This window comes from Paractinoplanes bogorensis (assembly GCF_018829635.1).
GTDB lineage: Bacteria > Actinomycetota > Actinomycetes > Mycobacteriales > Micromonosporaceae > Actinoplanes > Actinoplanes bogorensis.
Genome location: NZ_JAHKKG010000008.1, coordinates 461997 through 484180, shown reverse-complemented (window position 1 = coordinate 484180; position 22184 = coordinate 461997). Strand labels below are relative to the sequence as shown.

The following is a 22184-nucleotide window of genomic DNA, read 5'->3' as shown; positions in this document are numbered from 1 at the left end:
GACGTTCGTGACATCCACCAGAACCCGCCGCCGATGGTTCGCCGCGGCCACCGGGCTCGCCACCGCCCTGGCCGGCGGCGTGCTCGCCGTCGTCGCCGCCCCGCCCGCGTCGGCCGCCACCATCGACACCACCGCGTGGTACGTGCTGGTCAACCGCAACAGCGGCAAGGCCCTCGACGTCTACAACCTGGCCACCACCGACGGCGCCCGCATCACCCAGTGGGCCCGCAACGACGGCAACCAGCAGCAGTGGCAGTTCGTCGACTCCGGCGGCGGGCAGTACCGGCTCAAGTCCCGCCTGTCCGGCAAGGTGCTTGACGTCTACAACTTCTCCACCGCCGACGGCGGCTCGATCGTGCAGTGGACCGACAACAACACCACCAATCAGCAGTTCAGCGTCCAGGACATCGACGGCTGGATCCAACTGATCAACCGCAACAGCGGCAAGGCCCTCGAGGTGCAGGGCGCCTCCACCGCCGACGGCGCGAACGTCGTCCAGTACAGCGACTGGAACGGCGCCAACCAGCAGTGGCAGATGGTCCGCGTCGGTGGAGGATCGACCGGCTCCTGCACGCTCGGGTCCTCCTACCGGTGGTCGTCCACCGGCTCGCTGGCCACACCCCGATCGGGCTGGGTGTCGCTCAAGGACTTCACCGTCGCCCCGTACAACGGCCGGCAACTCGTCTACGCCACCACCCACGACAACGGGTCGACGTGGGGCTCGATGAACTTCGGCCTGTTCACCAACTGGTCCGACATGGCCTCGGCGAGCCAGAACGCGATGTCGTCGGGCACCGTCGCGCCGTCGCTGTTCTACTTCGCACCGAAGAACATCTGGGTGCTGGCCTACCAGTGGGGGCCGACCGCCTTCTCCTACCGGACGTCGAGCGACCCCACCAACGCCAACGGCTGGTCGGCGGCGCAACCGCTGTTCACCGGGAGCATCAGCGGCTCCGGCACCGGACCCATCGACCAGGCTCTGATCGGTGACGGCACGAACATGTACCTGTTCTTCGCCGGCGACAACGGCAAGATCTATCGGGCGAGCATGCCGATCGGGAACTTCCCGGGCAACTTCGGCTCCTCGTACACCACGATCATGAGCGACTCGACCAACAATCTGTTCGAGGCACCTCAGGTCTACAAGGTCCAAGGCCAGAACCAGTACCTGATGATCGTCGAGGCGATCGGCGCCAACGGCCGGTACTTCCGCTCGTTCACCGCGGGCAGCCTGGGCGGTTCGTGGACCCCGAACGCCGCCACCGAGAGCAACCCGTTTGCGGGCAAGGCCAACAGCGGTGCTACGTGGACCAACGACATCAGCCACGGCGAGCTGATCCGGGTCAGCGCCGACCAGACCATGACGGTCGACCCGTGCAACCTGCAACTGCTGTACCAGGGCCGCTCCCCCAGCTCCGGCGGCGACTACGGACTGCTGCCGTACCGTCCCGGCCTGCTCACCCGGCAGCGCTGACGCCCTTCTTCCCAGGCCTGGGTCCGGGTTGGTGTTTCGGCGCAGGCTTTTTGGGCGCCTTCGGCGGCTTCCCCCGTACGGGTTCGGCCCGCTCACGCCGAGCGGATTTCGCCCGTACGGGATCAGCCTGCTCACGCTGAACCGCCACCGCCCGTACGGTAGGCCCGGTCGTCGTCCTGGACGGCCGGGCCTCGGGCGCACGGCCGGTGGCGGCCGGAGGCGTCGCCACGACCGCCCCGGCCGGCTCGGTCCCGCCGTCGCCGGCCCACCAGACACCGCCCGCGAGCAGCAGACCGGCGGCGGCCCCGGCACCGATCAGCACCGCACGACCGGGTCGCCGGCTCCTCATCGGCGGCAGGGACACCGTGGGCGCGGTGGCGCTCCGCATCAGGGCGGTCGACGGCAGACCCGCCACCTCACCCAGCACCTCGGCGACCTCGATCGCGCTGGGCCGCTCGGCCAGGTTCTTGGCCAGGCAACGCGTCACGAGCCGGATGACCGCGGACGGCAGGCCGGGGATCGCCGGGAGCGGCGCGGGCTTCGCGTAGACATGGGCCCGGACCATCTGCGTGACGGTCGCCGCCTGCCACGGCATCCGACCGGTCAGGGCGAGGTAGATCAGGAGGCCCAGGGCGTAGACGTCGGTCGCCGGACGGACCGGGCCGCCCTCGAGGCGCTCCGGCGCCAGTTAGGCCGGGGTGCCCAGCAACTGGCCTCCACCGTCGTCGAACGCGCCGACCGCGGCCGAGATGCAGAAGTCCACCAGCTTCACCCCGGAGCTGGTCACCATGACGTTCGCCGGTTTGACGTCGCGGTGCACGACGCCGTCGGCGTGGGCCGCCGCCAGGGCCGCAGCCTCGCCACCGCCCGGGCCTCCCGGGGCGGCGGCAAACCTTCCCTTCCCCCTGCACCGACCTGATGCAACTTCCGGACGATTGCGAAACGTTTCAGTTCTCTGGCCAGGCGGCAACCCGGTGAATACACGTTAACGACACTTCCATCTCATCGGCTCAGACATCTTGAAATGCACATTGATCACTTCATAGCTTGGCTTCACATTCCGGAAACACTCCGAAACTTTCGGTTCCGAGAGGTGACTTTTATGGCGCCTAGACGATTTCTGGCCGCGACCGCCGCCCTGGTTCTGAGCACGGCCGGGCTGGCCGCCTGCAGCGGTGGTGACGACGACGAAGGCGGCTCCGGTTCGGGCGGCGCCGTCACGATGACGCTCTGGCACAACTCGACGACCGGCCCGGGCAAGGCGTACTGGGAAAAGGCCGTGGCCGACTTCCACACCGCCCACCCCAACGTCACCATCAAGATCCAGTCGATCCAGAACGAGGATCTGGACGGCAAGCTGCAGACCTCGCTCAACTCCGGCTCCGCGCCGGACATCTTCCTGCAGCGCGGCGGCGGCAAGATGGCCGCGATGGTCGAGGCGGGTCAGCTCAAGGACATCACCGACGACGTCACGGCCGAGACGAAGCAGGCGATCGGCGACGCCGCCCTGGGCACCGGGCAGGTCGACGGCAAGACGTACGCCGTCCCGGTCTCGATCCTTCCCGGCGGTTTCTGGTACAGCAAAGACACCTTCACCAAGGCCGGCGTGACCGCGGCACCGACCACCATGGAGGAGCTCAGCGCGGCCGCGAGCAAGCTCAAGGCCAACGGGACGCCGATCGCGCTCGGCGCCAAGGACGCCTGGCCCGCCGCCCACTGGTACTACTTCTTCGCCCTGCGCGCCTGCAGCAAGGATTCGCTCGACGCGGCGGCCAAGGACAAGAACTTCAGCGATCCCTGCTGGACCAAGGCGGGCCAGGACCTGAAGGCGTTCGCCGACACCAAGCCGTTCAACGACGGCTTCCTGACCACCTCGGCGCAGCAGGGCGCCGGCAGCTCGGCCGGTCTGGTGGCCAACGGCAAGGCGGGCATGGAGCTGATGGGCTCGTGGGACCCGGGCGTGATCGCCGGCCTGACCAAGGACAAGAAGCCGTTGCCCGACCTCGGATTCTTCCCGTTCCCGGCGGTGTCCGGGGGCCAGGGCGACCCCGCCGCGATCATGGGTGGCGCCGACGGCTTCTCGTGCTCGGCCCAGGCCCCCAAGGAGTGCGCCGACTTCCTCAACTACATCCTCACCCAACCGCTGCAGGAGGCGTACTACAAGGCCTTCAACTCGCTGCCGGTCAGCAAGCAGGCCCAGGGCGCGGTGACCGAGGACTACCTCAAGGCGGTGCTCGAGGCCTACAACAAGGCCCCGTACGTCTCGCAGTGGCTCGACACGGTGTACGGGCAGAACGTCGGCAACGCCCTCAACGTCGGCGTGGTCAACCTGCTGGCCGGCAAGGGCGACGTGGCCGGGATCATCCAGGCCGTGAACGACGCGGCCAAGAAGGGCTGAGCGTGACGGTCACCCGTCTACGGGACGGAGGCGGCGTGCAGGCGCCGCCTCCGGTGCGGCCGCGCCGGCGCGGCATCGGCTGGGCCCAGCGCCTCGAGATCGTGGCGCTGTCCGGCCCGGCGATCCTGGTCTTCGCCGGTTTCGTGATCTTCCCGGTGCTGATGGCCGCCTACTACGGCTTCTACCGCTGGAAGGGCTTCGGGCGGCCGACCAACTTCGTCGGGCTCGACAACTACGTCACCATCCTGCAGGACACGCTGTTCCACGAGGCGCTCTGGCACAACTTCCAGATCGTCGTGCTGTCCCTCGTGCTGCAGGGACCTGTCGCGGTGGGGCTGGCGCTGCTCCTCAATCGGCGGATGCGTGGGCAGTCCGTCATCCGGGTGCTCATTTTCGTCCCGTACGTGATCTCGGAGGTCATCACCGGAACCGCGTGGGCCCTCATCCTGCAGACCAACGGGGCCGGCAACGACGTGCTGCGCTCGCTCGGCCTGGGCGGGCTGGCCGCGGACTGGCTGGCGAATCCGCGCCTGGCCATCTGGTCGCTGATGTTCATCCTGGTCTGGAAGTACGTCGGGTTCGCGGTGATCCTGTTCCTGGCCGGCATGCAGAACATCCCGGACGAGCTGTCCGAGGCGGCCGCGGTCGACGGCGCCTCGTTCTGGCAGACCCAGCGGCACATCACGCTGCCCCTGCTCGGGCCGACCATCCGGATCTGGGCGTTCCTGTCGATCATCGGCTCGCTGCAGCTTTTCGATCTCGTCTACATCATCTGGGGCCAGTACGTCTCGTCGACCGCCGGAACGTCCACGATGGCCACGTACATGGTCACCGAGGGCCGCAACGCCGGTAACTACGGCTACGGCAACGCGGTGGCGGTCGTGCTCTTCGTCATCTCCATGATCATCGCGCTGATCTACCAGCGCTTCGTTCTGCGCCGGGACACCGAGGGCGCGCTCACCGAGGGGCGGTAGACATGGGCCGGCGCAACTCCATCGTCTACCTCGTCGCCCTGATGCTGATCGGCCTCATGCTCGGGCCGGTCATCTACATCATCGTCGGCGGCTTCCGGACCAACTCGCAGATCACCACCTACCCGGCCGGTCTGCCCGACCCGTGGGTGACCGGCAACTACACCGAGATCCTGGCCAGCGACACCTTCTGGCGTCAGGTCGGCAACTCGACGATCGCGGCGGTCGTCACCACCGTCGCCGTCGTCACGCTGGGCGTCATGGCCAGCTACGTCCTGGCCCGATACAGCTTCCGGGGCCGGGGCGCGATGTACGCCCTGTTCGCCGCGGGACTCATGTTCCCGGCCACGGTCGCCATCACGCCGCTCTACATCCTGGTGAAGAACCTGGGCCTGGTGAACACGCTGCCCGGTGTCATCCTCCCCCAGATCGCCTTCGGACTGCCCACCACGATCATCATCCTGGTCCCGTTCCTGCGGGCCATCCCCAAGGAGATCGAGGAGGCCGCGGCCATCGACCGGTGCAGCCGGCTCGGCTTCTTCTGGCGCATGGTGCTCCCGCTGTCGGTGCCGGGCCTGATCACCACCGGGATCCTGGCCTTCATCGGCAGCTGGAACAGCTATCTGCTGCCGCTGTTCATCCTCAACGACCAGGACAGTTTCACCCTGCCGCTGGGCGTGCAGGCCTTCGCCTCGCAGTACTCCGTCGACACGGCCAAGGTGCTGGCCTTCACGTCGCTGTCGATGATCCCGGCCCTGGTGTTCTTCAGCCTCTTCGAGCGCCGCATCGTCGGCGGCCTCACCGGAGCCGTCAAGGGCTGACCCCGCCGAGCTGATCATCGCCGGATGACGCCGTACGGGGAGCAGCCGCAGGTGTGGCCCACCACCAGGTTGCCGGTCAGTCGGACGTGTGCGGGTGGGAGGCCGGGCGTGCGGATCTCCTCGAGCAGCCGGGTACACGCGCTGCGGGCCAGGTATTCGACGTCCTGGCGCATCGTGGTCAGCGGCGGGATCGTGAAGCGGGCCCCCCGGGTGCCGCCCATCGACACCAGGGCCACGTCGTCCGGGACCCGCAGGCCCAGCTCCCAGCAGGCGTGCAGCGCGCCGAACGCCTGGACGTCGGAGGCCACGAACAGGGCGGTCGGGCGGCGCCCGTAGACCGCCCACGGCCGGCCGTGCTCGCTCAGCAGCAGGCCGGCCGCCTGGTAGCCGCCCTCCTCCCCCGCGTCGGCCAGCGCGACCAGGCCGTCCGAGGCGGGCCGGCCGGTCCGCCGTTGCTGCTCGCGCCACCCGGACAGGCGCAGACCGTCGGTGCTGACGTAGGGCGGGCCGACGATGCAACCGATCAGGTCGTGGCCGTGGACCTGGAGGTGGTCGACGGCGCGGGCCGCGTCACCCTCGTCGTCCATGCTGAGCGTGGACAGCGGGCTCTCCGGGCGTTCCTCGAGCACCAGCACCGACTGCTCGACGCCGGACAGTGCGGGGCCGGACAGCGACACCCCGGACGTGATGATCAGGCCGTCGGTCTGGCGGTCGATGAACGTCTGGAGCAGGCGTTCCTCGCTCGATCGGTAGCCGTACGTGCTGGCCGTCAGGGTCAGGTAGCCCTGCTCGGTCAGCGTGCGCTCGATCTCCTCGGCCAGCGCCCCGTAGAACGGGTTGCTGCGGTTCGGCGTGAGCAGGCCGACCGTCTGCGTGCTGCCTCCGCGCAGCGCGCTGGCGATCGCATTGGGCCGGTAGCCGAGTTCGTCGATCGCGGCCAGGACCCGTTCGCGGGTGTGGGTGGCCACCGGCCGTGGTCCGTTGTTGAGGACGTAACTGACCACGGCCGGGGAGACGCCGGCGGCGCGCGCCACATCCGAGCGGGTTACTGCCAAGGTGGCGCTCCTTAGGGTCTGTGTCGAAGTGGGGGCCGGAGCGAGGCGAGGTCCAGGTGTCGTCTGGCCGCTGGGCCACGCCGCAGCCCGTCTCCCACTTCGACACAGACCCTAGGGGTGGATCTCGGCGGGCTCGAGTCCGAGGTCCGCCGGCGAAGGATACGACGACTGGGCGCCGGGGCTCTGCACCGCGAAGGTTCCGGCGCGCACGCCGACGGTCACCGCCTCCTTCAGGGTGTCGCCGGAGGTGAGCCGGACCGCGAGCGCGCCGACGAAGGCATCGCCGGCGCCGGTGGTGTCGACGACGGCCGTGGGTCTCGGCGCCGGGACATGACCGCTGTCGTCGGCGTCGGCCCAGCACGCCCCTTCGGCGCCGACGGTGACGACCACCGAGCGGGTCTGCGACCGCAGCTCGGTGACCGCCCGCAGGGCCGCTTCGGCGCCCCGCACCTCCCAGCCGAGCAGGCCGCTGGCCTCGGCCTCGTTGAGCACGAGCGGATCGCAGTGGGCCAGCAGTTCGGCGGCCACCGGCTGGTAGGGGGCGAGGTTGAGGATGACCCGGGCCCCGGCCGCGGCCGCCGCCGTGATGGCGGCGGTGATGATCTCGGGCAGCACCTCGGCCTGGGCCACCATGGTGGCGGCGCCGGTCTCGGCGGCGATCCGGCTGACCGTACGGTGGACCCGCTCACTGGTCAGCGCGAAGTTGGTGCCGGGCACCACGGTGATCGAGTTCTCGCCCGAGTCGTAGACCAGGACCAGGGCCAGTCCCGTACGGCCGCGGCTGATGATCTCGACGCTGGTGGTGTCGACGCCCTCGGACCGCAGTTCGCGGATCAGCTGGGCGCCGTCGGCGTCGTCACCGACCGAGGCCACGAAGCTGACGTCGCCCCGCAGCCGGGCCATCGCCACGGCCTGGTTGGCCCCCTTGCCGCCGGGCTGGTTGAGCAGATCGGTGGCCAGTACGGTCTCGCCCGGTCCCGGCGGTTCGGCCACTCGGACGATGTAGTCCTGGTTGGCGGATCCGACGACGATGATGCCCGCCGTACCGGGAAGGAATTTGCTCACTTCTCTCCACTTCCGATCGAGAGCCGCCCGAAGAAGCGCTGGAGCACGAACATGCTGACCGCGGGAACCAGGGTCAGCACGATGGTGCCGGCGAAGTTCTGCCCGTAGTCGGCGGCGTGCTCGCCGAAGGTGCCGGCCAGCGCGACCGGGGCGAGTTGCAGCTTCTGGTCGCTGACGATCAGCAGCGGCCACAGGAACGCGGTCCACTGGCCGAGGAAGATCAGCAGCGCCGAGTTGGTCAGGGCCGGGCCACTGAGACGTGCGTACAGGGAAAAAAGGATTCTCGGTTCGGAGGCCCCGTCGATCATGGCGGCCTCGCGATAGGACTGCGGGATGCCCAGGAAGTACTGGCGCAGGTTGAAGATGGCCAGACCGTTGGCCACGCCGGGCAGGATCAGCCCGGTCATCGTGTTGCCCAGCCCCCAGTCGGTGAACTGCTGCGCGAGGGGGATCGCGATGGCCTCGAACGGGACCATGAAGCTGATCACGATGACCGCGAAGATCAGGTTGCGGCCGGGGAACTGGTAGACGGCCAGGGCGTAGGCGGCCATCGCCGACATGGCCAGGCCGATCGCGACCGAGGCGATGCAGACGATGAACGAGTTGAGCAGCGCCCGGGCGAAGCCGGAGTCGACCAGCAGGTGCACGTAGTTCTCGAAGGTGACCTCGGACGGGATGACCAGGTGCCAGCTCAGCGGGGACATCGTCGTGAGGATCTCGGCGTTCGGGCGGAACGAGCCGATGAGGATCCAGATCGCGGGGAGTACGAAGCCCGCGCCGACGATGACGGCCACGGCGGTCAGCACGACGGTGGAGGTCTTGACCCGGCGCGTCCGTACGGGGAGGGCTGGGGTCGTCGTCATCGCGGCGTCCTCTCCTCGCGCAGCAGCCGGAACTGCAGGAGCACGAAGAAGATCATGATGACGGTGAGGATGACCACCTCGGCCGCACCGAGGTTGCGGCTGCCGTAGCCGTACGTGGTCCGGTAGGCGTCGAACATCAGCAGCGTGGTGCTGTTCTGCGGCCCGCCCTGGGTCAGCAGCTGCACCGGCACGAACAGCACGAAGTTGGCGACGGTGTCGGCGACCAGCACGAACAGCAGCGGTCGCTTGAGCATCGGGATGGTGATGCTGAAGAACGTGCGGATCGGGCCGGCCCGGTCGATCTTGGCCGCGTCGTACAGCTCCTCCGGGATGGCCTGCAGACCGGAGATGAGGAACAGCATCCAGTAGCCGATGCCGATCCAGCTGGCCAGCATGATGATGCCGGCCAGGGCCTGGTCGGGCGACGTGAGGAACGGCTGCGGGTTGCCGCCGAGCGCGCTGATCAGGGCGTTGACCGGGCCCTCGGGGTTGAGGGCGGCGCCCCACGCGATGGAGGAGCCGACGATCGGCACGGTGATCGGGATGAAGACCAGCGTGCGCCACACCCCGACGGCCGGGATCTTCTGCGTGAACAGCACGGCCAGCAGCAACGCCAGCACGATCTGGAACGGATTGATGATCGCGTTGAAGACCAGCGTACGGACGATGGTGCTGACGAAGTTGGGGTCGGCGAACAGCGACTCGTAGTTGCCCAGGCCGTGGAACGTGGCCGGGATGATGCCGCCGGGGAACGCCTTGTAGAGGCTCTGGACGACGGCACCGACGGTCGGGACGACCCGCAGCACGACCAGGGCCACGATCGCGGGCGACAGGAAGATCGCGGCCCACATCAGTTCCTGCCGGCGGCCGGGCCGCTGCCGCCCGGCTTCCGGCCGGCGGCCGGCCCGCCGCCGCTTGGCGACGACGGGCTCGGACGTGACGGTGGACGAAGCCATTACTGATACTTCTTCCAGGCGGTGGTCAGCTGGGCCGAGGCACTGTCCAGGGCGGTCTTCGCGTCGGCGCCGTTCCGGATGTCGGCGAAGGCCTGGTTGAGGATCGTCTCGAACTCGATGTAGCCGATGGTCGGCACCCGGTTGACGGCGGTGTTCGAGGTCTCGAAGTCGATGATCTTCGCGGCGTCCTTACCGGCCGGCGAGGAGAACACCGACTTCTGGAAGTAGATCTTCTTGCCCTCGGGCGACGCGGCCAGCTCGGGGTCGGAGCGGTACTTGATGTAGCCGCCGCCCTCGTCCACCGCCATCCACTTCATGAAGACCGCGGCGGCCTCCTTCTGCTTGCTGAACGGGTTCATCGCGAGCGACCACGAACCGGTCGGGGTGGCCGGTTTACCGCCCTCGAAGACCGGCTGCGGCGCGACTCCCCAGTCCACCTTGGACGCCCCGAGCTGCGGGATCAACCAAGGTCCTTCCACCATGTACGCGGCCCGCCCGGCCACGAACGCAGGGTCGGTCTCCTCGGATTTCATGCCCTTGGGCGCGACACCCTGCTTGAACAGATCGCCGTACCAGGTGAAGGCCTTGACCCACTGCTCCGAGGTGAAGTCCGGGGTGAGGTTCTTGTCGCCGGTGGCCCCGGGCGAGCCGCCGAGCTGAACCGGCAGCGGCTCCAGCTGGTAGTAGCGGTCGAACTGGCCGAACAGGAAGCCGTACTGGGCGCCGGACGACTTCGCCTTGGCCGCGTCCTTGGTCAGCTGCTCCCACGTCATCCGCTGGTTCGGGTCGGCCGACGGCTCGGCCAGCCCGGCCTTCTTCAGCAGCGCCTTGTTGTAGTAGAGCAGCTGGGAGGAGTTGGCGATCGGGAGCGCCCAGAGCTTGTCCTGGAACATTCCCGAGTCGTACGCGGTCGGGTCGAACGAGCTCTTGAAACCCGCGAACGCCTTCGTCAGGTCTTCGGCCTCGCCCCGGGCGGCCAGCGCCGAGATGCGGGGCTGGTCGGCCCAGTAGACGTCGGGGTCGCCGCCCTTGTTGGCGATCCGCGCGTCCAGCGTGCTGTTCAGGCTGTCGAACGGCACCGACTGGTAGTCCACCTTGATCGTCGGGTGGGCCTTCTCGAACGCGTCGATGACCTCCTGCATGTGGGCGGTCTTGAGGTCGAGGATGCTGAGCACCTTGATGGTGGCGGTCGGGTCGCTGCTCGGCAGGGACCAGCCGCCGGCGGTGCTGCCGGTGCCGCTGTCGTCGCCGCCACCACAGGCGGTGAGGACCAGGGCCGAGGCGGTGGCCGCGGCCAGCCCGGCGAGCAACCGCCGCCGGCTCAGAGGGGTTATGAGAGACATGTCGGGGAGTCCTCTCTCTTCGTTCAGAGACCGGTTATGAGACCGAGGAAGTGTTCGGTGAAGGCATCGGCGTCGACGGAGACCGCGACGCGGGCGTTGGCCGCGGGCGGCTCGGCACCCTCGCGACGGTCGGTGATCATCACGCCCCGGGCCTCGCCCTCGCCGGTGATCACCGAGACCGTGACCTCGCGGAACTCGCACAGATCGGGCCGGGTGAGGACGGCCACCGCGAGCGGGTCGTGCATGGCGCACGAGTCGGCCTCGAGGGGGTTGCCCGGATAGAGGGCGTGGATGTGGTCGATCCAGGCCAGGGTGAACTCGCCCGCGAACGGGGCGAACGCGGTGCCGGCCTCGATCATCCGCTGGGCGTGGTCGCGGTTGAGGCGGGCCTGCAGCGTGACGTCGAGGCCGACCCAGCGCTGCGGTGCGCCCGAGCGCAGCACGGCCTGGGCGGCCTCGGGGTCGACCCAGACGTTGAACTCGCCGGGCATGTCGCGGTTGGACATGGTCCCGAAGAACATCCCGCCCATGATGACGATCTCCTTGACCGCGCCGGCGATACGCGGTTCGAGCAGGAGTGCGGCGGCCACGTTGGTCAGCGGGCCGATGGCGACCAGGGTGATCTCTCCCGGGTGGGCCATGATGTGGTCGGCGATGGCCACGGCCGCGTAGCCGCCGGTGGGCGGCTGGGCCGAGTCGCGCAGCGCCACCACGTTGTCGGCGGGCGCGCGCTTGATCTGCGGACGGGTGTATGCGGCCGAGGCGCCCCGCACGATCGGGACGTCCTTGATGCCCAGCCGGTTCGCCAGCTCCCCGGTGAGGATGGTGGCGCTCTCGACGTCGGTGTTGCCGTTGACGGTGGTGATCAGATCGAGCTCGATGCCGGGGTCGGCGTGGGCGAGAGCCAGCGCGAACCCGTCGTCGATGTCGGAGCCGGGTGCGCCCATGGCGAGGTCGGTGTCGAGGATGATGCGCATCGAAGCAAACCCCATTCAACTCGTGTTGAACGGCAGTAAACACGAGTTGAATGTGACCGACAAGACACCGGAAGAAATCTCTGCGAAACATCCTTAACGTTCGGGAAACTTTGTCCCTGCCCCGCTAAAGACGGATTTGCGCCCCTGCACCGGCCCCGGCCACCGGCATCACCGGCGTGCGGACTCGTCGATGCGTTCGAGCCACCGGCGTCACCGGCGTGCGGGCTCGTCGATGCGTTCGAGCCACCGGCCGAGCAGGGCCGTCTCGGCCGGCTCGAGCCGGTCGGTGCCGGTCAGGGCGAGCTGGGCGCTCAACTGACGGGCGGCGGCGCGGACCGGATCCGGCGCCCGGGTCACCACGGGTTCGGTGAGAACCGCGGCGAAGACGGCATCGCGGGCGACGTGCGACAGGCCCGGATCGTCGAAGAGGGCGGGCTGGGCGATCCGGCTCAGGGCGACGCCGATGTTGACCGGCAGGATCAGCCGGGCGGCCGCGTGCGGCGTGGTGGCCAGGGCACCGGCGGCCGCGCAGCGCAGCAGGGTGGCCTCGAGCAGTTCGAGAATGCGCTTGTAGGCGGTCGTGGCGGCGCGCGCCCGCGGGGCGAACATCAGCTGATAGAGGGCGGGATTGGCCGCGGCGAAGGCCATGTGGTCGTCCCAACCGGCGTACATGTCGGCGACGGCGTCATCGGTGACCTCGAGTTCGGATTTACGCCGGGCGTAGCGCTCGAAACCCGCATCGGCGACGGCGTCGAGCAGACCGCGCTTGTCGCCGAACAGCCGGTACAGCACGGGCTGGCTGACCCCGGCATCCTCGCTGACCGCCCGCGTGGCGATGTCGCCGTCGGTCGAGGCGGCCAAGCGGCGCTCGGCCGCCTCGACCAGCGCCTTCCGGACCTGCGCGTCGTCGGCCGGGCCGTCGGCATCCCGCCGCCGACGAGGCCGGCCGGGGTACTCCGCGTCACTCATGAAGCGATGATACGCCAAATCGCTAACGTCGATCCGGCCATTCCCGGCCGGTCAAAATCGATGCTACGTCACATCGCTAGCAGCGATCCGATCGCTGTGTTAGCTTCGTCGTATCAGCGATACGGCAATCGGCTGTCGCTACTAGCGATCTTGGATGGAAGTCATGACGGAGCAACGAGTCGCCGTTGTCACCGGCGCCTCCCGGGGCATCGGCCGGGCCATCGCCACCACCCTCGCCGCGGCCGGCCAGGCCGTAGTCGTCGGCTATGCCGGCAACGAGGCGGCGGCCAAGGAGGTCGTCGACGAGATCACCGCCGCCGGCGGGCAGGCCGTCGCCGGTCAGGCCGACGTCGCCGACCCGGAGGCCGTCGCCGCCCTGTTCGACACCGCCACCCGCACGTTCGGGGGCGTCGACGTCGTCGTCAACTCGGCCGGCCGGATGTCGCTGGCACCGATCGCCGAGCTGGACCTGGACGACCTCGACGCCCAGCACCGCACCAACATCCGCGGCACCTTCGTCGTGGCCCGCGAGGCGGCCCGCCGGGTCCGCGACGGCGGGGCGGTCGTGCTGCTGTCGACCTCGGTGGTCGGGCTCCAGTTCCCCGGCTACGGCGCTTACGCCGCCAGCAAGGGCGCGGTCGAGGCGATGACCCTGATCCTGGCACGGGAGATGCGCGGCCGCGACATCACCGTCAACACCGTCGCCCCCGGCCCCACCGCCACCGAGTTGTTCCTCGACGGCAAGGACGAGGCCACCATCGAACGCCTGGCCCAGCAGCCCCCGCTGCAGCGTCTCGGCACCCCGGCCGACATCGCCGAGGTCGTCGCGTTCCTGGCCGGGCCGGGTGGCCGTTGGGTCAACGGGCAGATCGTCCGGGCCAACGGCGGGATCATCTGATGGCCGTCGCGCTCGTCACCGGAGCCTCCAGCGGCTTCGGCCGGCTGACCGCGCTCGCCCTGGCCAGCGCCGGGCACACCGTCGTCGCGGGCATGCGCGCCACCACCGGTCGCAACGCCGGCGTGGTGGCGGAACTCGACGCGAACGCGGTCTCGGCCGTCGACCTCGACGTGCAGTCGCAGTCGTCGGCCGACGCGGCCGTCGCCGAGATCGTCCGGCGGCACAGCCGTCTCGACGTCGTCGTGCACAACGCCGGGCACATGGTCCTCGGACCGGCCGAGGCGTTCACCCCCGAGCAGCTCGCCGCTGTCTACGACGTCAACGTGGTCGGCACCCAGCGGGTCAACCGCGCCGCGCTGCCGGTCCTGCGCGAGCAGGGATCCGGGCTTCTCGTCTGGGTCGGCAGCTCCTCGACCCGCGGCGGGCACCCGCCGTTCCTCGCGCCCTACTTCGCGGCCAAGGCCGCGATGGACGCCCTGGCCGAGAGCTACGCGGCCGAGCTGATCCGGTTCGGCATCGGTACGACCATCGTGGTCCCCGGCGCTTTCACCTCGGGCACCAACCACTTCGCCCACGCCGGCCACCCCGAGGATCAGACCCGGGCGGCCGCGTACGAGCACCACTACGGCCGGCTCCGAGCCGAGATCGACCAGCGGCTGGCCGCCCTGATCCCGCCGGACGCCGATGTGCAGTCGGTGGCCGACGAGATCGTCCGCGTCGTCGGGCTGCCCGCCGGGCAGCGGCCGTTCCGCACCCACGTGGACCCGAGCCGGGACGGCAGCGAGGTGGTCTCGGTCGTCGCCGACCGCATCCGCAGCGAGTTCTACCACCGCATCGGCATCGAGGACCTGCTGTCCCCGAACGCCGCCCTCTGAAAGGAAACCACCATGCCGTTCGCCAACCTGAAGGTTCCGGCCGACACCCTGACCCCGGAGTCGAAGAAGAAGCTGATCGACGCCGTCACCGACGCCTACGCCGACGTGTACGGCGAGCGGGCCCGCGCGACCACCCTCGTCCTGGTCGACGAGGTCGTCGAGGGCGGCTGGGGCCTGGGCGGGAACGTCCTGACCGCCGAGATGCTCGGCCGCAGCTGACCCGCGGCGGGTCCGTCCGCCGCCGGTCTCAGGCGATCGCGCGCAGGAGGCCCTCCAGGTCGCGTTCGCCCTCGCGGGTCTGGGCGCCCGCCTTCAGTCCCCCGCCGATCAGGGTCGCGGCGGCCGGCCGGGTGATCAGCGACGACCAGGCGGCGTCCTCGCGGCGCAGCCCGGCGGTGAGGTCGGCCGGGGCCAGCGCGGACTTGGCGGCCGCGATCACGCCGGGGGCCAGGGCGGCGATGTGACGGGCCAGCCGGTCGACGAAGGCGTCGAGTTCGGCGGCGGGCAGGGCGCGGTTGATCCAGCCGTAGCGTTCGGCGGTGCCGGCGTCGAACAGGTCGGCGCCCAGGACGACCTCCAAGGCCCGGTTCCGCCCGATCCGCTGAGCCAGATATTGCGTCGCGCCGCCGCCGGGGACGATGCCCATCAGCGCCTCGATCTGGCCCAGGCCGGCGGTCTCGCGGGCGGCGAACGCCAGGTCGGCCGCCACCACGAACTCGGCCCCGCCGCCACGGGCCAGTCCGGCCAGCTTGACGATGGTGACCTGCGGCTGGTGGCGCAGCAGTTCGCCGAGGCCCTGGAAGATGTTGACGCCGTCGGGCAGACCGGCCGCGAGCGGCGCGGCGCTCTCCGGATCCAACGTCATGTCGACGTGGGCGAGGAAGAACTCCGGGTCGGCACTGTCGAAGACGATCACCCGTACGTCCGTGCTCGCGCGCACGTCGTCGAGCAGTTCCCGCACCGCGGCCATCAACGCGACGTCGAGCACGTTCACGGGCGGGTTGTCGAAGGTGACGTACAGGACGCCGGTCTCGTGCCTGGTCCGCAGGGTTGCCATTGGTAGCTCCGAGTTACTAGGTTCCAGATGCATACCTAGCTTCGGCGCCGTCGGGAAAGCCGTCAATAACGCACTTCGGGCACACCAGGGATCGCGGAGGATACCGCCATGAGCAGCGTCTACCGGGCCATCACCGACGCCGAGGTGGCGTTCGCGGCCGACTGCCCGAGCCGCCCGATCCTCGACCAGATCGCCGACAAGTGGTCGATGATGGTGCTCGCCGTGCTCGAGCAGCCGCGACGCTTCAACGAGATCAAGCGCCGCCTCGACGGCGTGACCCAGCGGGTGCTCACCCAGACGCTGCGCCGCCTGGAACGCAACGGCATGATCGAGCGGCGGGTACTGCCCACCTCCCCGGTGGGCGTGGAGTATTCGCTGACCCCGCTGGGCGAGTCGCTGCGCGAGCCGTTCGGCCGCCTCTACGACTGGACGGTCGAGCACGCCGGCGAGATCCAGGAGCGCCGGCTGGCGTACGACAAACGCTCTAGTTGATCTCGGGCTGCGGCTGCTGGAGGCCGCTGACCAGCAGGGTCACCATCTGCCGGACGTCGTAGGCGGGGTCGTGCGGGGCGAACGCCACCAGGTCGCCGACGGCCCGGATCAGCCGGTACGCGGTGACCGGCGCGACCACCTCGCCGACTTCCCGGGCGGCCCGCAGCATGTCGGTGAGCACGGGTTCGAGGCGCTCCACGAAGAGGGTGTGCAGCGCGGTGAAACCGGCCGCGTCGCCCTCCCACACCCGGCCCAGCCCGTGTTTCGTGCCCAGGAAATCGACGAACTGGTGGACCCAGCTCAGGACGGCCGCGAACGGGGTCGGCGCCGACTCGAGCAGGGCGGGTCCGGCCTCGGCGAGGGCGTCGATCTGGTGGCGGTAGACGGCGACGACCAGGTCGGACCGGGTCGGGAAGTGCCGGTAGAGGGTGGCCACCCCCACTCCGGCGGCCGCCGCGACCTCGCGCACCGGAGCGTCGACGCCGGAGGTCACGAAGACGGTGGCGGCCGCGTCGAGCAGGGCTCGCTCGTTCCGCTTGACATCACGACGGCGGGGGCTGGTCACGCTCCGATCATCGCACGGCCCTGTTCCCGTACGGAACAGTGATCCGTTTCGCTTGCCAAAACGGAACCGGGTTCCGTACGTTTGCGGAACGCCGATCCGTTTCGGCGCCCTCGCGTCACTGGAAGGACCCCAGCGTGTCAACTACTCAGATCATCAGCGTCCGGCCCGTCACCCTCCCCGCCCCCGCCGACCGGGGCGTCGACCTGGAGGTCCGGATCACCGCACCGGTCACCGGAACCGATCTCCCGGTGATCGTCTTCGCGCACGGCTTCAGCCAGTCGATGACCGCGGCCGACCCGCTCGTCGACCACTGGACGGCCAACGGGTTCGTCGTCGTGCAGCCCACGTTCCTCGACTCGGCGACGCTCGGCGTGACCCCGGCCGACCCCCGCTACCCGACGATCTGGCGCACCCGGGTCGACGACCTCGAGCAGGTCATCGACGAGCTGGACACCATCATCGCCGCGGTGCCCGGCCTGACCGGTCGCGTCGACACCCAGCGCCTCGCCGTGGCCGGCCACTCGTGGGGCGGGCAGTCGGTCGGCATGCTCCTCGGCGCCCGCGTGCTCGACGCCGACGGCAAGCCGGGCGAGGACCGCACCGACCCGCGCGTGAAGGCCGGCGTCCTGCTGTCCACCACCGGGATCGCCCGCGGGGACCTGAGCCCGTTCGCGCAGGAGAACTTCGCCTTCATGAGCCCCGACTTCACGCAGCTCGACACGCCGTCGATCGTGCTGGCGGGCGACCACGACCAGTCGCTGCTGTCCACCCGTGGCCCGGACTGGTTCACCGACGTCTACCACTACAGCCCCGGCGCTCAGCACCTGGTGACCCTGATCGGCGGCGAGCACCTGCTCGGCGGCATCCAGGACTACTCGTCGACCGTCACCACCGACGAGAGCCCCGAGCGTGTCGCCCTGGTCCGCCGGGCGACGACGGCGTTCCTGAAGACCGCTCTCGACGTCGACGACAAGGCGTGGGCCGAGTTCGCCGCCACGCCCGCCGAGCCGGTCGGCCACATCGAGTCCAAGTCATGATCGACAATCAGCACCCGATCGGCAGCGGCTTCACGGCCGCCTCGACGGCCGGCGATGTCCTCGACGGGCTCGATCTCACCGGCCGGCAGGTGGTCGTCACCGGCGGACGCGGCCGGCTCGGGGCCGAGGTCAGCCGGGCTCTCGCCGCGGCGGGTGCATCCGTGACCGTCGCCGGGCGGGACCAGATCGACCTGGCCGATCCCGCCTCGATCGACGCCTTCGCGCAACGATGGCTCGCCTCCGGGCGGCCGGTGCACGCGCTGGTCAACAACGCGGTGCCGCGCTTCAGCCCGGAACTGCGCCTGGACGGCCGCGGCAACGAGCTCTCGTTCTCGACCAGCCACCTGGGCCACTTCCAGCTGACCCGGGCGCTGCTCCCGGCCCTGCGCCGGGCCGGGGGCGCGCGGGTGCTCACCGTCAGTTCGGGGGCGGCCCGGTTCGGCGAGATCCGCTGGGACGATCCGGCCTTCCGGCGGGGGTACGACCCGGTTCAGGCGTACGGGCAGGCCAAGCGCGCGAACGTCCTGTTCACCGTCGAGCTCGACCGCCGGTACGGCGACGAGGGCATCCGGGCGTTCGCGGCGCACCCCGGCGTCATCATCGGGCCCGGTCCGCATGATGCGAGCGCGCTCACGTCGTACGGGGAACAAGGTCTTGTCGATGCGAACGGCGCGACGATCATCGACCCGGCGGCGGGCAAGAAGACGATCGCCCAGGGAGCCGCGACGCTGGTGTTCGGCGCGGTGAGCCCACTGCTCGACGGGCTCGGTGGGCTCTATCTGAAGGACAGTGACGTGGCCGTGCTGGACGACACGGTCCGCCCGTTGACCGCCGACAGCATCCCGTCCGACGCGAACTCGGCCATGCTCGACCCGGCCGATGCGCGTCGCCTGTGGACACTCAGCGAGCAGCTGCTGGACTGAGCCATTGCCCCGCGGAGTAGTGGCTGTTAACGTTCACAGTCATGATAGACGGCCGTGGATTGATCCGGGGCGCACTCGTCCTGGCCCTGGTGATCGCCGCTACGACGTGGGGCACAGCGGCCGCGGCCGCACCGAACAACGTGGTCAGCACGCCGCCGATGGGCTGGGCCTCGTGGAACACATTCGCCGCGAAGATCAACTACAACGTGATCAAGCAGCAGGTCGACGCACTGGTCTCGACCGGCCTCAAGGACGCCGGCTATCAGTACGTCAACATCGACGAGGGCTGGTGGCAGGGCACCCGGGACGCGGCCGGCAACATCACCGTCGACACCGCCGAATGGCCCGGCGGCATGGCCGCGATCGCCGCCTACATCCACGGCAAGGGCCTCAAGGCCGGCATCTACACCGACGCCGGGCGCGACGGTTGCGGCTACTACTACCCGACCGGCCGCCCGGCCGCGCCCGGCTCCGGCAGCGAGGGCCACTACGACCAGGACTTCCTGCAGTTCTCCCGGTGGGGCTTCGACTTCGTCAAGGTGGACTGGTGCGGCGGCCACGCCGAGGGCCTGAACCCGCAGACGACCTACACCGCGATCAGCGACTCGATCGCCCGCGCCACCGCGCAGACCGGCCGCCCGATGGCCTTCTCGATCTGCAGCTGGGGTGAGGGCAGCCCGTGGAACTGGGCTCCGGGCGTCTCCACCATGTGGCGGACCAGCACCGACATCATCTTCTACGGCAACACCGCGTCGATGGACAACGTGCTGGCCAACTTCGACTCCGCGCAGCATCCCACCGCGCAGAGCCCCGGCCACTACAACGACCCCGACATGCTCATCGCCGGCATGCCGAATTTCAGCGCGGCCCAGAACCGTACCCACCTCGGTCTGTGGGCGATCTCCGGCGCTCCCCTGCTGGCCGGCAACAACCTGGCCACGATGAGCGCCGAGACCCGGGCCATCCTGACCAACCGCGAGGTCATCGCCGTCGACCAGGACCCACTCGGCCGGCAGGGTCACAAGGTCGCCGAGGACACGACCGGCCTGCAGGTCTACAGCAAAACCCTTTCCGGTACGGGAAAACGCGCCGTACTGCTCCTGAACCGCACCGGCGCCACGGCGAACATCACGGCGCGCTGGGCCTCGATGGGCCTGACCGGTTCGGTGGTCGTCCGTGACCCGTGGGCCGGAAGCAATCTCGGCTCGTTCGCGACCAGCTATACCGCAAGCGTGCCGTCCAAACAGGCCGTGTTGCTCACGGTCTCCGGCACCGAGGGCCCCACCCTCCGTACGGGACCGATCGTCGGTGCCCAGTCGAGCCGGTGCCTCGACATCAACAACTCGAGCACGGCCAACGGCACCCAGGCCCAGCTGTGGGACTGCAACGGCCAGACCAACCAGCGCTGGACCTGGTCGTCGACCGACCGGACGATCAAGATCTACGGCAACAAGTGCCTGGACGCCTACAACAACGGCACCGTCAACGGCACCGCGGTGGCCATCTGGGACTGCAACGGCCAGACCAACCAGCAGTGGACCGTCACCACCGACGGCACCATCAGAGGCGTCCAGTCGGGCCTGTGCGTGGACGCCGCCAACGCGGCGACCGCCAACACCACCAAGATCGTCCTGTGGGCGTGCGGAAGCGCCACCAATCAGAAGTGGACCCTGACCTAGGGCGGACTGCTGACCGGTGGCGCATCCCTTCAGTTGATCCAGACCGCCGGTTCCACACGCCATTCGTTGGCCGGCTGGTTGGCCGCGCAACCTCGTTGGACAACCACGCTGTCCCTGGTCTCGCCGGTCCGCGTCAGGCACATGAAGCTGTGCTGGTTCTGCACCTGATAAAGCCCTTCGGTCCCGCCGCGCACGCCGAGCAACTTCCATTGCTGGTTCGGGTTGCCCTGCGACGCACCGCCCCAGCAGCGATATTGCACGGCCGCCGCATTCGTGTCCTTGGAGGCGGCGGCGATGTCCAGGCACTTGTCGCTGTAGTAACTCCGGAACTCGGCCGCCGTGCCTTGAACCTGGTCGTACCGCCAGTAGCCGTCGAGTCCGACGTTGTAGCACCGGTCGACCGCAACCAGTGCCATGTCCGCCGCCGCGTCGTAACGCGAGTCGATCGCGAGACACATGAGGCGATTGGGCGAGGTGATCCAGACCGAGTCGCCGTCCTTCGGCGGCGGGGCGGGTTGCACAGCGTTGAAGCGCCAATGCTGGTTCGCGCCACCCCAGCACTGGTACTGCATCACGTTCGCCAGGTTCGCGGTGGCGCCACCCGGACCACGGCCGTCCACGTCCAGACACTTGTTGCTGTGTTTCGCCCGCAGCTCGAAGTACCCGTTACCGAGCGGGACAGTCCGCCAATGCTGATTCGCGTCACCCACGCACTGGAACTGCAGCACGTTCGCGAGATTCGCCGTGGCGCCACCGTCCACGTCCAGACACTTGTCGCTGTGTCTCGCCCGCAACTCGAAGTACCCGTTACCGACGTCAGCAATCCGCCATTGCTGGTTCGTGCCACCCCAGCACTCGTACTGCATCACGTTCGCCAGGTTCGCGGTGGCGCCACCGGAACCACGACCGTCCACGTCCAGACACTTCTCGCTGTGTTCCGCCCGCAGCTCGAAGTATGTGAACTGCGTGCCTGTGCCGGCCTGCACCGGACCGATCATGGTGCCGGTGATCGTGACGATTGCCGTGGCCACTGCGACAAGCATGGTGGCCGCTCTGGTCCTCATTGCTGTCTCCTCCCTACGCCGTTTCCGTCGGCGGGATCATCGGTTCGCCGCCCGACTTCGCGGGCGACAGCCGCCACGTGGTCTGCCACAGGACGGCGGCGTCCTCAACGCACTTGACCAGCTCGGCCACGGCCTCCGCGCGCTCGATCTGGTGCAGACCGGCACGGATCTCCAGTGCCTCCAACCGGACCCGGGCGGTCTGCGCGGCGGCGATCCGATCGTCGAGACTGTCCGCCTTCAGCAGCTGACCCGCGATGGCGGTCGCGAGTGAACAGACCGCCGCGGTCGCGCACAACAGCTGCCAGGCCGGCGAGGACAACTCGAGAGCGCCGGTCAGCCACGCGGTGAGCGATTTGCCGCCGAACGCCGGTCCCGCGGTCAGCACGGTGGCGAGCGCAGATGCGACGACGGTGATGTTCGTCAGGCGGCGCCGGCGCAGGCACGCCGCCCGCAGACCGGCGTCGGCCTGCTCGCGAAGTTCACGGATGGTCGTCATCAGGTCGGCGGGAGCCCCGGCGACAACGTCGAGCCGTGGCATCAGCATGGTCCGGAGGCGAGCGGTCCCGAGCGGACGGCCGGAGCGGCGCCATCCTCGAGGTGGCGGGCAACACCGCCGGCGAACAGGCCACGTACGGTGATGGCGGAGATGGTCATGGTCGGGTCCTTCCTCCGGTCGTGTCCACCGATGCTGCGGGGCCCCCG

At 69.4% G+C, this 22184-nt stretch carries 22 protein-coding genes and 1 pseudogene; 11 read left to right on the top strand and 12 right to left on the bottom strand.

The window, feature by feature from the left end:
• Positions 1 to 7: 7 nt before the first annotated feature.
• Positions 8 to 1474 (top strand): non-reducing end alpha-L-arabinofuranosidase family hydrolase, encoded by a 1467-nt coding sequence (locus KOI35_RS27820; protein ID WP_215791569.1) that lies wholly within the window; start codon positions 8 to 10, stop codon positions 1472 to 1474.
• On the opposite strand, the pseudogene KOI35_RS27815 reads toward KOI35_RS27820, so the two are convergent.
• A pseudogene (locus KOI35_RS27815) lies at positions 1458 to 2294 on the bottom strand (serine/threonine-protein kinase). The gene KOI35_RS27820 and the pseudogene KOI35_RS27815 overlap by 17 nt on opposite strands.
• A gap of 282 nt (positions 2295 to 2576) precedes the next feature.
• Between KOI35_RS27815 and KOI35_RS27810 the strand changes: the two are divergent.
• Genes KOI35_RS27810 through KOI35_RS27800 form a run of 3 tightly spaced genes read left to right on the top strand, consistent with a single transcriptional unit; the run spans position 2577 to position 5664 of the window.
• Positions 2577 to 3872: an ABC transporter substrate-binding protein gene (locus tag KOI35_RS27810; RefSeq protein ID WP_215791568.1), complete on the top strand. Its 1296-nt coding sequence runs from the start codon at positions 2577 to 2579 to the stop codon at positions 3870 to 3872.
• A gap of 2 nt (positions 3873 to 3874) precedes the next feature.
• Complete coding sequence (locus tag KOI35_RS27805; protein ID WP_215791567.1) at positions 3875 to 4846, top strand: carbohydrate ABC transporter permease; 972 nt, start codon at positions 3875 to 3877, stop codon at positions 4844 to 4846.
• Between the two features lie 2 nt (positions 4847 to 4848).
• Positions 4849 to 5664 carry a carbohydrate ABC transporter permease gene (locus KOI35_RS27800; protein ID WP_215791566.1) on the top strand — a complete coding sequence of 272 codons (816 nt, stop codon included), beginning with the start codon at positions 4849 to 4851 and terminating at the stop codon, positions 5662 to 5664.
• Positions 5665 to 5678: 14 nt separating this feature from the next.
• On the opposite strand, the gene KOI35_RS27795 is transcribed toward KOI35_RS27800, so the two are convergent.
• The 7 genes from KOI35_RS27795 to KOI35_RS27765 form a co-directional block, all read right to left on the bottom strand.
• Complete coding sequence (locus tag KOI35_RS27795) at positions 5679 to 6719, bottom strand: LacI family DNA-binding transcriptional regulator (protein WP_215791565.1); 1041 nt, start codon at positions 6717 to 6719, stop codon at positions 5679 to 5681.
• A 111-nt stretch (positions 6720 to 6830) separates the two neighbouring features.
• Entirely contained in the window at positions 6831 to 7784 is a 954-nt protein-coding gene (locus KOI35_RS27790; protein ID WP_215791564.1) for a ribokinase, read from the bottom strand.
• On the bottom strand, positions 7781 to 8647 hold the full coding sequence (locus KOI35_RS27785) for a carbohydrate ABC transporter permease (RefSeq protein WP_215791563.1): 867 nt from the start codon (positions 8645 to 8647) through the stop codon (positions 7781 to 7783). Before KOI35_RS27785 ends, KOI35_RS27790 begins: the two co-directional genes overlap by 4 nt.
• Entirely contained in the window at positions 8644 to 9603 is a 960-nt protein-coding gene (locus tag KOI35_RS27780) for a carbohydrate ABC transporter permease (protein ID WP_215791562.1), read from the bottom strand. Before KOI35_RS27780 ends, KOI35_RS27785 begins: the two co-directional genes overlap by 4 nt.
• Positions 9603 to 10946, bottom strand: a complete 1344-nt coding sequence (locus tag KOI35_RS27775; RefSeq protein WP_215791561.1) for an ABC transporter substrate-binding protein — start codon at positions 10944 to 10946, stop codon at positions 9603 to 9605. The genes KOI35_RS27780 and KOI35_RS27775 overlap by 1 nt, the downstream gene beginning before the upstream one ends.
• Before the next feature lie 23 nt (positions 10947 to 10969).
• Positions 10970 to 11923 (bottom strand): nucleoside hydrolase, encoded by a 954-nt coding sequence (locus tag KOI35_RS27770; protein ID WP_215791560.1) that lies wholly within the window; start codon positions 11921 to 11923, stop codon positions 10970 to 10972.
• A gap of 210 nt (positions 11924 to 12133) precedes the next feature.
• Entirely contained in the window at positions 12134 to 12892 is a 759-nt protein-coding gene (locus tag KOI35_RS27765; RefSeq protein WP_215791559.1) for a TetR/AcrR family transcriptional regulator, read from the bottom strand.
• Between the two features lie 163 nt (positions 12893 to 13055).
• On the opposite strand from KOI35_RS27765, the gene KOI35_RS27760 reads away from it, so the two are divergent.
• Genes KOI35_RS27760 through KOI35_RS27750 form a run of 3 tightly spaced genes read left to right on the top strand, consistent with a single transcriptional unit; the run spans position 13056 to position 14884 of the window.
• Complete coding sequence (locus KOI35_RS27760; RefSeq protein WP_215791558.1) at positions 13056 to 13790, top strand: SDR family oxidoreductase; 735 nt, start codon at positions 13056 to 13058, stop codon at positions 13788 to 13790.
• Complete coding sequence (locus KOI35_RS27755) at positions 13790 to 14665, top strand: SDR family oxidoreductase (RefSeq protein ID WP_215791557.1); 876 nt, start codon at positions 13790 to 13792, stop codon at positions 14663 to 14665. Before KOI35_RS27760 ends, KOI35_RS27755 begins: the two co-directional genes overlap by 1 nt.
• 12 nt (positions 14666 to 14677) lie before the next feature.
• The gene (locus tag KOI35_RS27750; RefSeq protein WP_093618296.1) at positions 14678 to 14884 is read left to right on the top strand and encodes a tautomerase family protein; all 207 of its coding nucleotides are present in this window, start codon (positions 14678 to 14680) and stop codon (positions 14882 to 14884) included.
• Between the two features lie 28 nt (positions 14885 to 14912).
• Here the strand turns inward: KOI35_RS27750 and KOI35_RS27745 are convergent, their stop codons facing one another.
• Positions 14913 to 15722, bottom strand: a complete 810-nt coding sequence (locus KOI35_RS27745) for an enoyl-CoA hydratase/isomerase family protein (protein WP_215791556.1) — start codon at positions 15720 to 15722, stop codon at positions 14913 to 14915.
• 108 nt (positions 15723 to 15830) lie between these two features.
• Between KOI35_RS27745 and KOI35_RS27740 the strand changes: the two genes are divergently transcribed.
• Entirely contained in the window at positions 15831 to 16214 is a 384-nt protein-coding gene (locus KOI35_RS27740; RefSeq protein WP_215791555.1) for a winged helix-turn-helix transcriptional regulator, read from the top strand.
• On the opposite strand, the gene KOI35_RS27735 is transcribed toward KOI35_RS27740, so the two are convergent.
• The gene (locus KOI35_RS27735; RefSeq protein WP_308121171.1) at positions 16207 to 16779 is read right to left on the bottom strand and encodes a TetR/AcrR family transcriptional regulator; all 573 of its coding nucleotides are present in this window, start codon (positions 16777 to 16779) and stop codon (positions 16207 to 16209) included. The genes KOI35_RS27740 and KOI35_RS27735 overlap by 8 nt on opposite strands.
• A 134-nt stretch (positions 16780 to 16913) precedes the next feature.
• Here KOI35_RS27735 and KOI35_RS27730 point away from each other — a divergent pair, with 134 nt between their 5' ends.
• From KOI35_RS27730 to KOI35_RS27720, 3 genes are read left to right on the top strand one after another with little or no spacing between them, the layout of a single operon-like run.
• Positions 16914 to 17816 (top strand): alpha/beta hydrolase family protein, encoded by a 903-nt coding sequence (locus tag KOI35_RS27730; RefSeq protein ID WP_215791554.1) that lies wholly within the window; start codon positions 16914 to 16916, stop codon positions 17814 to 17816.
• Positions 17813 to 18739 (top strand): SDR family NAD(P)-dependent oxidoreductase, encoded by a 927-nt coding sequence (locus KOI35_RS27725; protein ID WP_215791553.1) that lies wholly within the window; start codon positions 17813 to 17815, stop codon positions 18737 to 18739. Before KOI35_RS27730 ends, KOI35_RS27725 begins: the two co-directional genes overlap by 4 nt.
• 41 nt (positions 18740 to 18780) lie before the next feature.
• On the top strand, positions 18781 to 20418 hold the full coding sequence (locus KOI35_RS27720; protein ID WP_215791552.1) for a glycoside hydrolase family 27 protein: 1638 nt from the start codon (positions 18781 to 18783) through the stop codon (positions 20416 to 20418).
• Between the two features lie 29 nt (positions 20419 to 20447).
• Here the strand turns inward: KOI35_RS27720 and KOI35_RS27715 are convergent, their stop codons facing one another.
• On the bottom strand, positions 20448 to 21449 hold the full coding sequence (locus KOI35_RS27715; protein WP_215791551.1) for an RICIN domain-containing protein: 1002 nt from the start codon (positions 21447 to 21449) through the stop codon (positions 20448 to 20450).
• Positions 21450 to 21495: 46 nt separating this feature from the next.
• Positions 21496 to 22026 (bottom strand): hypothetical protein, encoded by a 531-nt coding sequence (locus KOI35_RS27710; RefSeq protein WP_215791550.1) that lies wholly within the window; start codon positions 22024 to 22026, stop codon positions 21496 to 21498.
• Positions 22027 to 22184 lie beyond the last annotated feature (158 nt).

What these genes read in the sequence shown, in the direction of transcription:
- KOI35_RS27810 (WP_215791568.1), top strand. Translation starts at nt 2,577, where the DNA reads ATGGCGCCTAGACGATTTCTGGCCGCGACCGCCGCCCTGGTTCTGAGC.
- KOI35_RS27800 (WP_215791566.1), top strand. Translation starts at nt 4,849, where the DNA reads ATGGGCCGGCGCAACTCCATCGTCTACCTCGTCGCCCTGATGCTGATC.
- KOI35_RS27785 (WP_215791563.1), bottom strand. Translation starts at nt 8,647, where the DNA reads ATGACGACGACCCCAGCCCTCCCCGTACGGACGCGCCGGGTCAAGACC.
- KOI35_RS27780 (WP_215791562.1), bottom strand. Translation starts at nt 9,603, where the DNA reads ATGGCTTCGTCCACCGTCACGTCCGAGCCCGTCGTCGCCAAGCGGCGG.
- KOI35_RS27775 (WP_215791561.1), bottom strand. Translation starts at nt 10,946, where the DNA reads ATGTCTCTCATAACCCCTCTGAGCCGGCGGCGGTTGCTCGCCGGGCTG.
- KOI35_RS27770 (WP_215791560.1), bottom strand. Translation starts at nt 11,923, where the DNA reads ATGCGCATCATCCTCGACACCGACCTCGCCATGGGCGCACCCGGCTCC.
- KOI35_RS27765 (WP_215791559.1), bottom strand. Translation starts at nt 12,892, where the DNA reads ATGAGTGACGCGGAGTACCCCGGCCGGCCTCGTCGGCGGCGGGATGCC.
- KOI35_RS27760 (WP_215791558.1), top strand. Translation starts at nt 13,056, where the DNA reads ATGACGGAGCAACGAGTCGCCGTTGTCACCGGCGCCTCCCGGGGCATC.
- KOI35_RS27755 (WP_215791557.1), top strand. Translation starts at nt 13,790, where the DNA reads ATGGCCGTCGCGCTCGTCACCGGAGCCTCCAGCGGCTTCGGCCGGCTG.
- KOI35_RS27750 (WP_093618296.1), top strand. Translation starts at nt 14,678, where the DNA reads ATGCCGTTCGCCAACCTGAAGGTTCCGGCCGACACCCTGACCCCGGAG.
- KOI35_RS27745 (WP_215791556.1), bottom strand. Translation starts at nt 15,722, where the DNA reads ATGGCAACCCTGCGGACCAGGCACGAGACCGGCGTCCTGTACGTCACC.
- KOI35_RS27740 (WP_215791555.1), top strand. Translation starts at nt 15,831, where the DNA reads ATGAGCAGCGTCTACCGGGCCATCACCGACGCCGAGGTGGCGTTCGCG.
- KOI35_RS27725 (WP_215791553.1), top strand. Translation starts at nt 17,813, where the DNA reads ATGATCGACAATCAGCACCCGATCGGCAGCGGCTTCACGGCCGCCTCG.
- KOI35_RS27720 (WP_215791552.1), top strand. Translation starts at nt 18,781, where the DNA reads ATGATAGACGGCCGTGGATTGATCCGGGGCGCACTCGTCCTGGCCCTG.
- KOI35_RS27710 (WP_215791550.1), bottom strand. Translation starts at nt 22,026, where the DNA reads ATGCTGATGCCACGGCTCGACGTTGTCGCCGGGGCTCCCGCCGACCTG.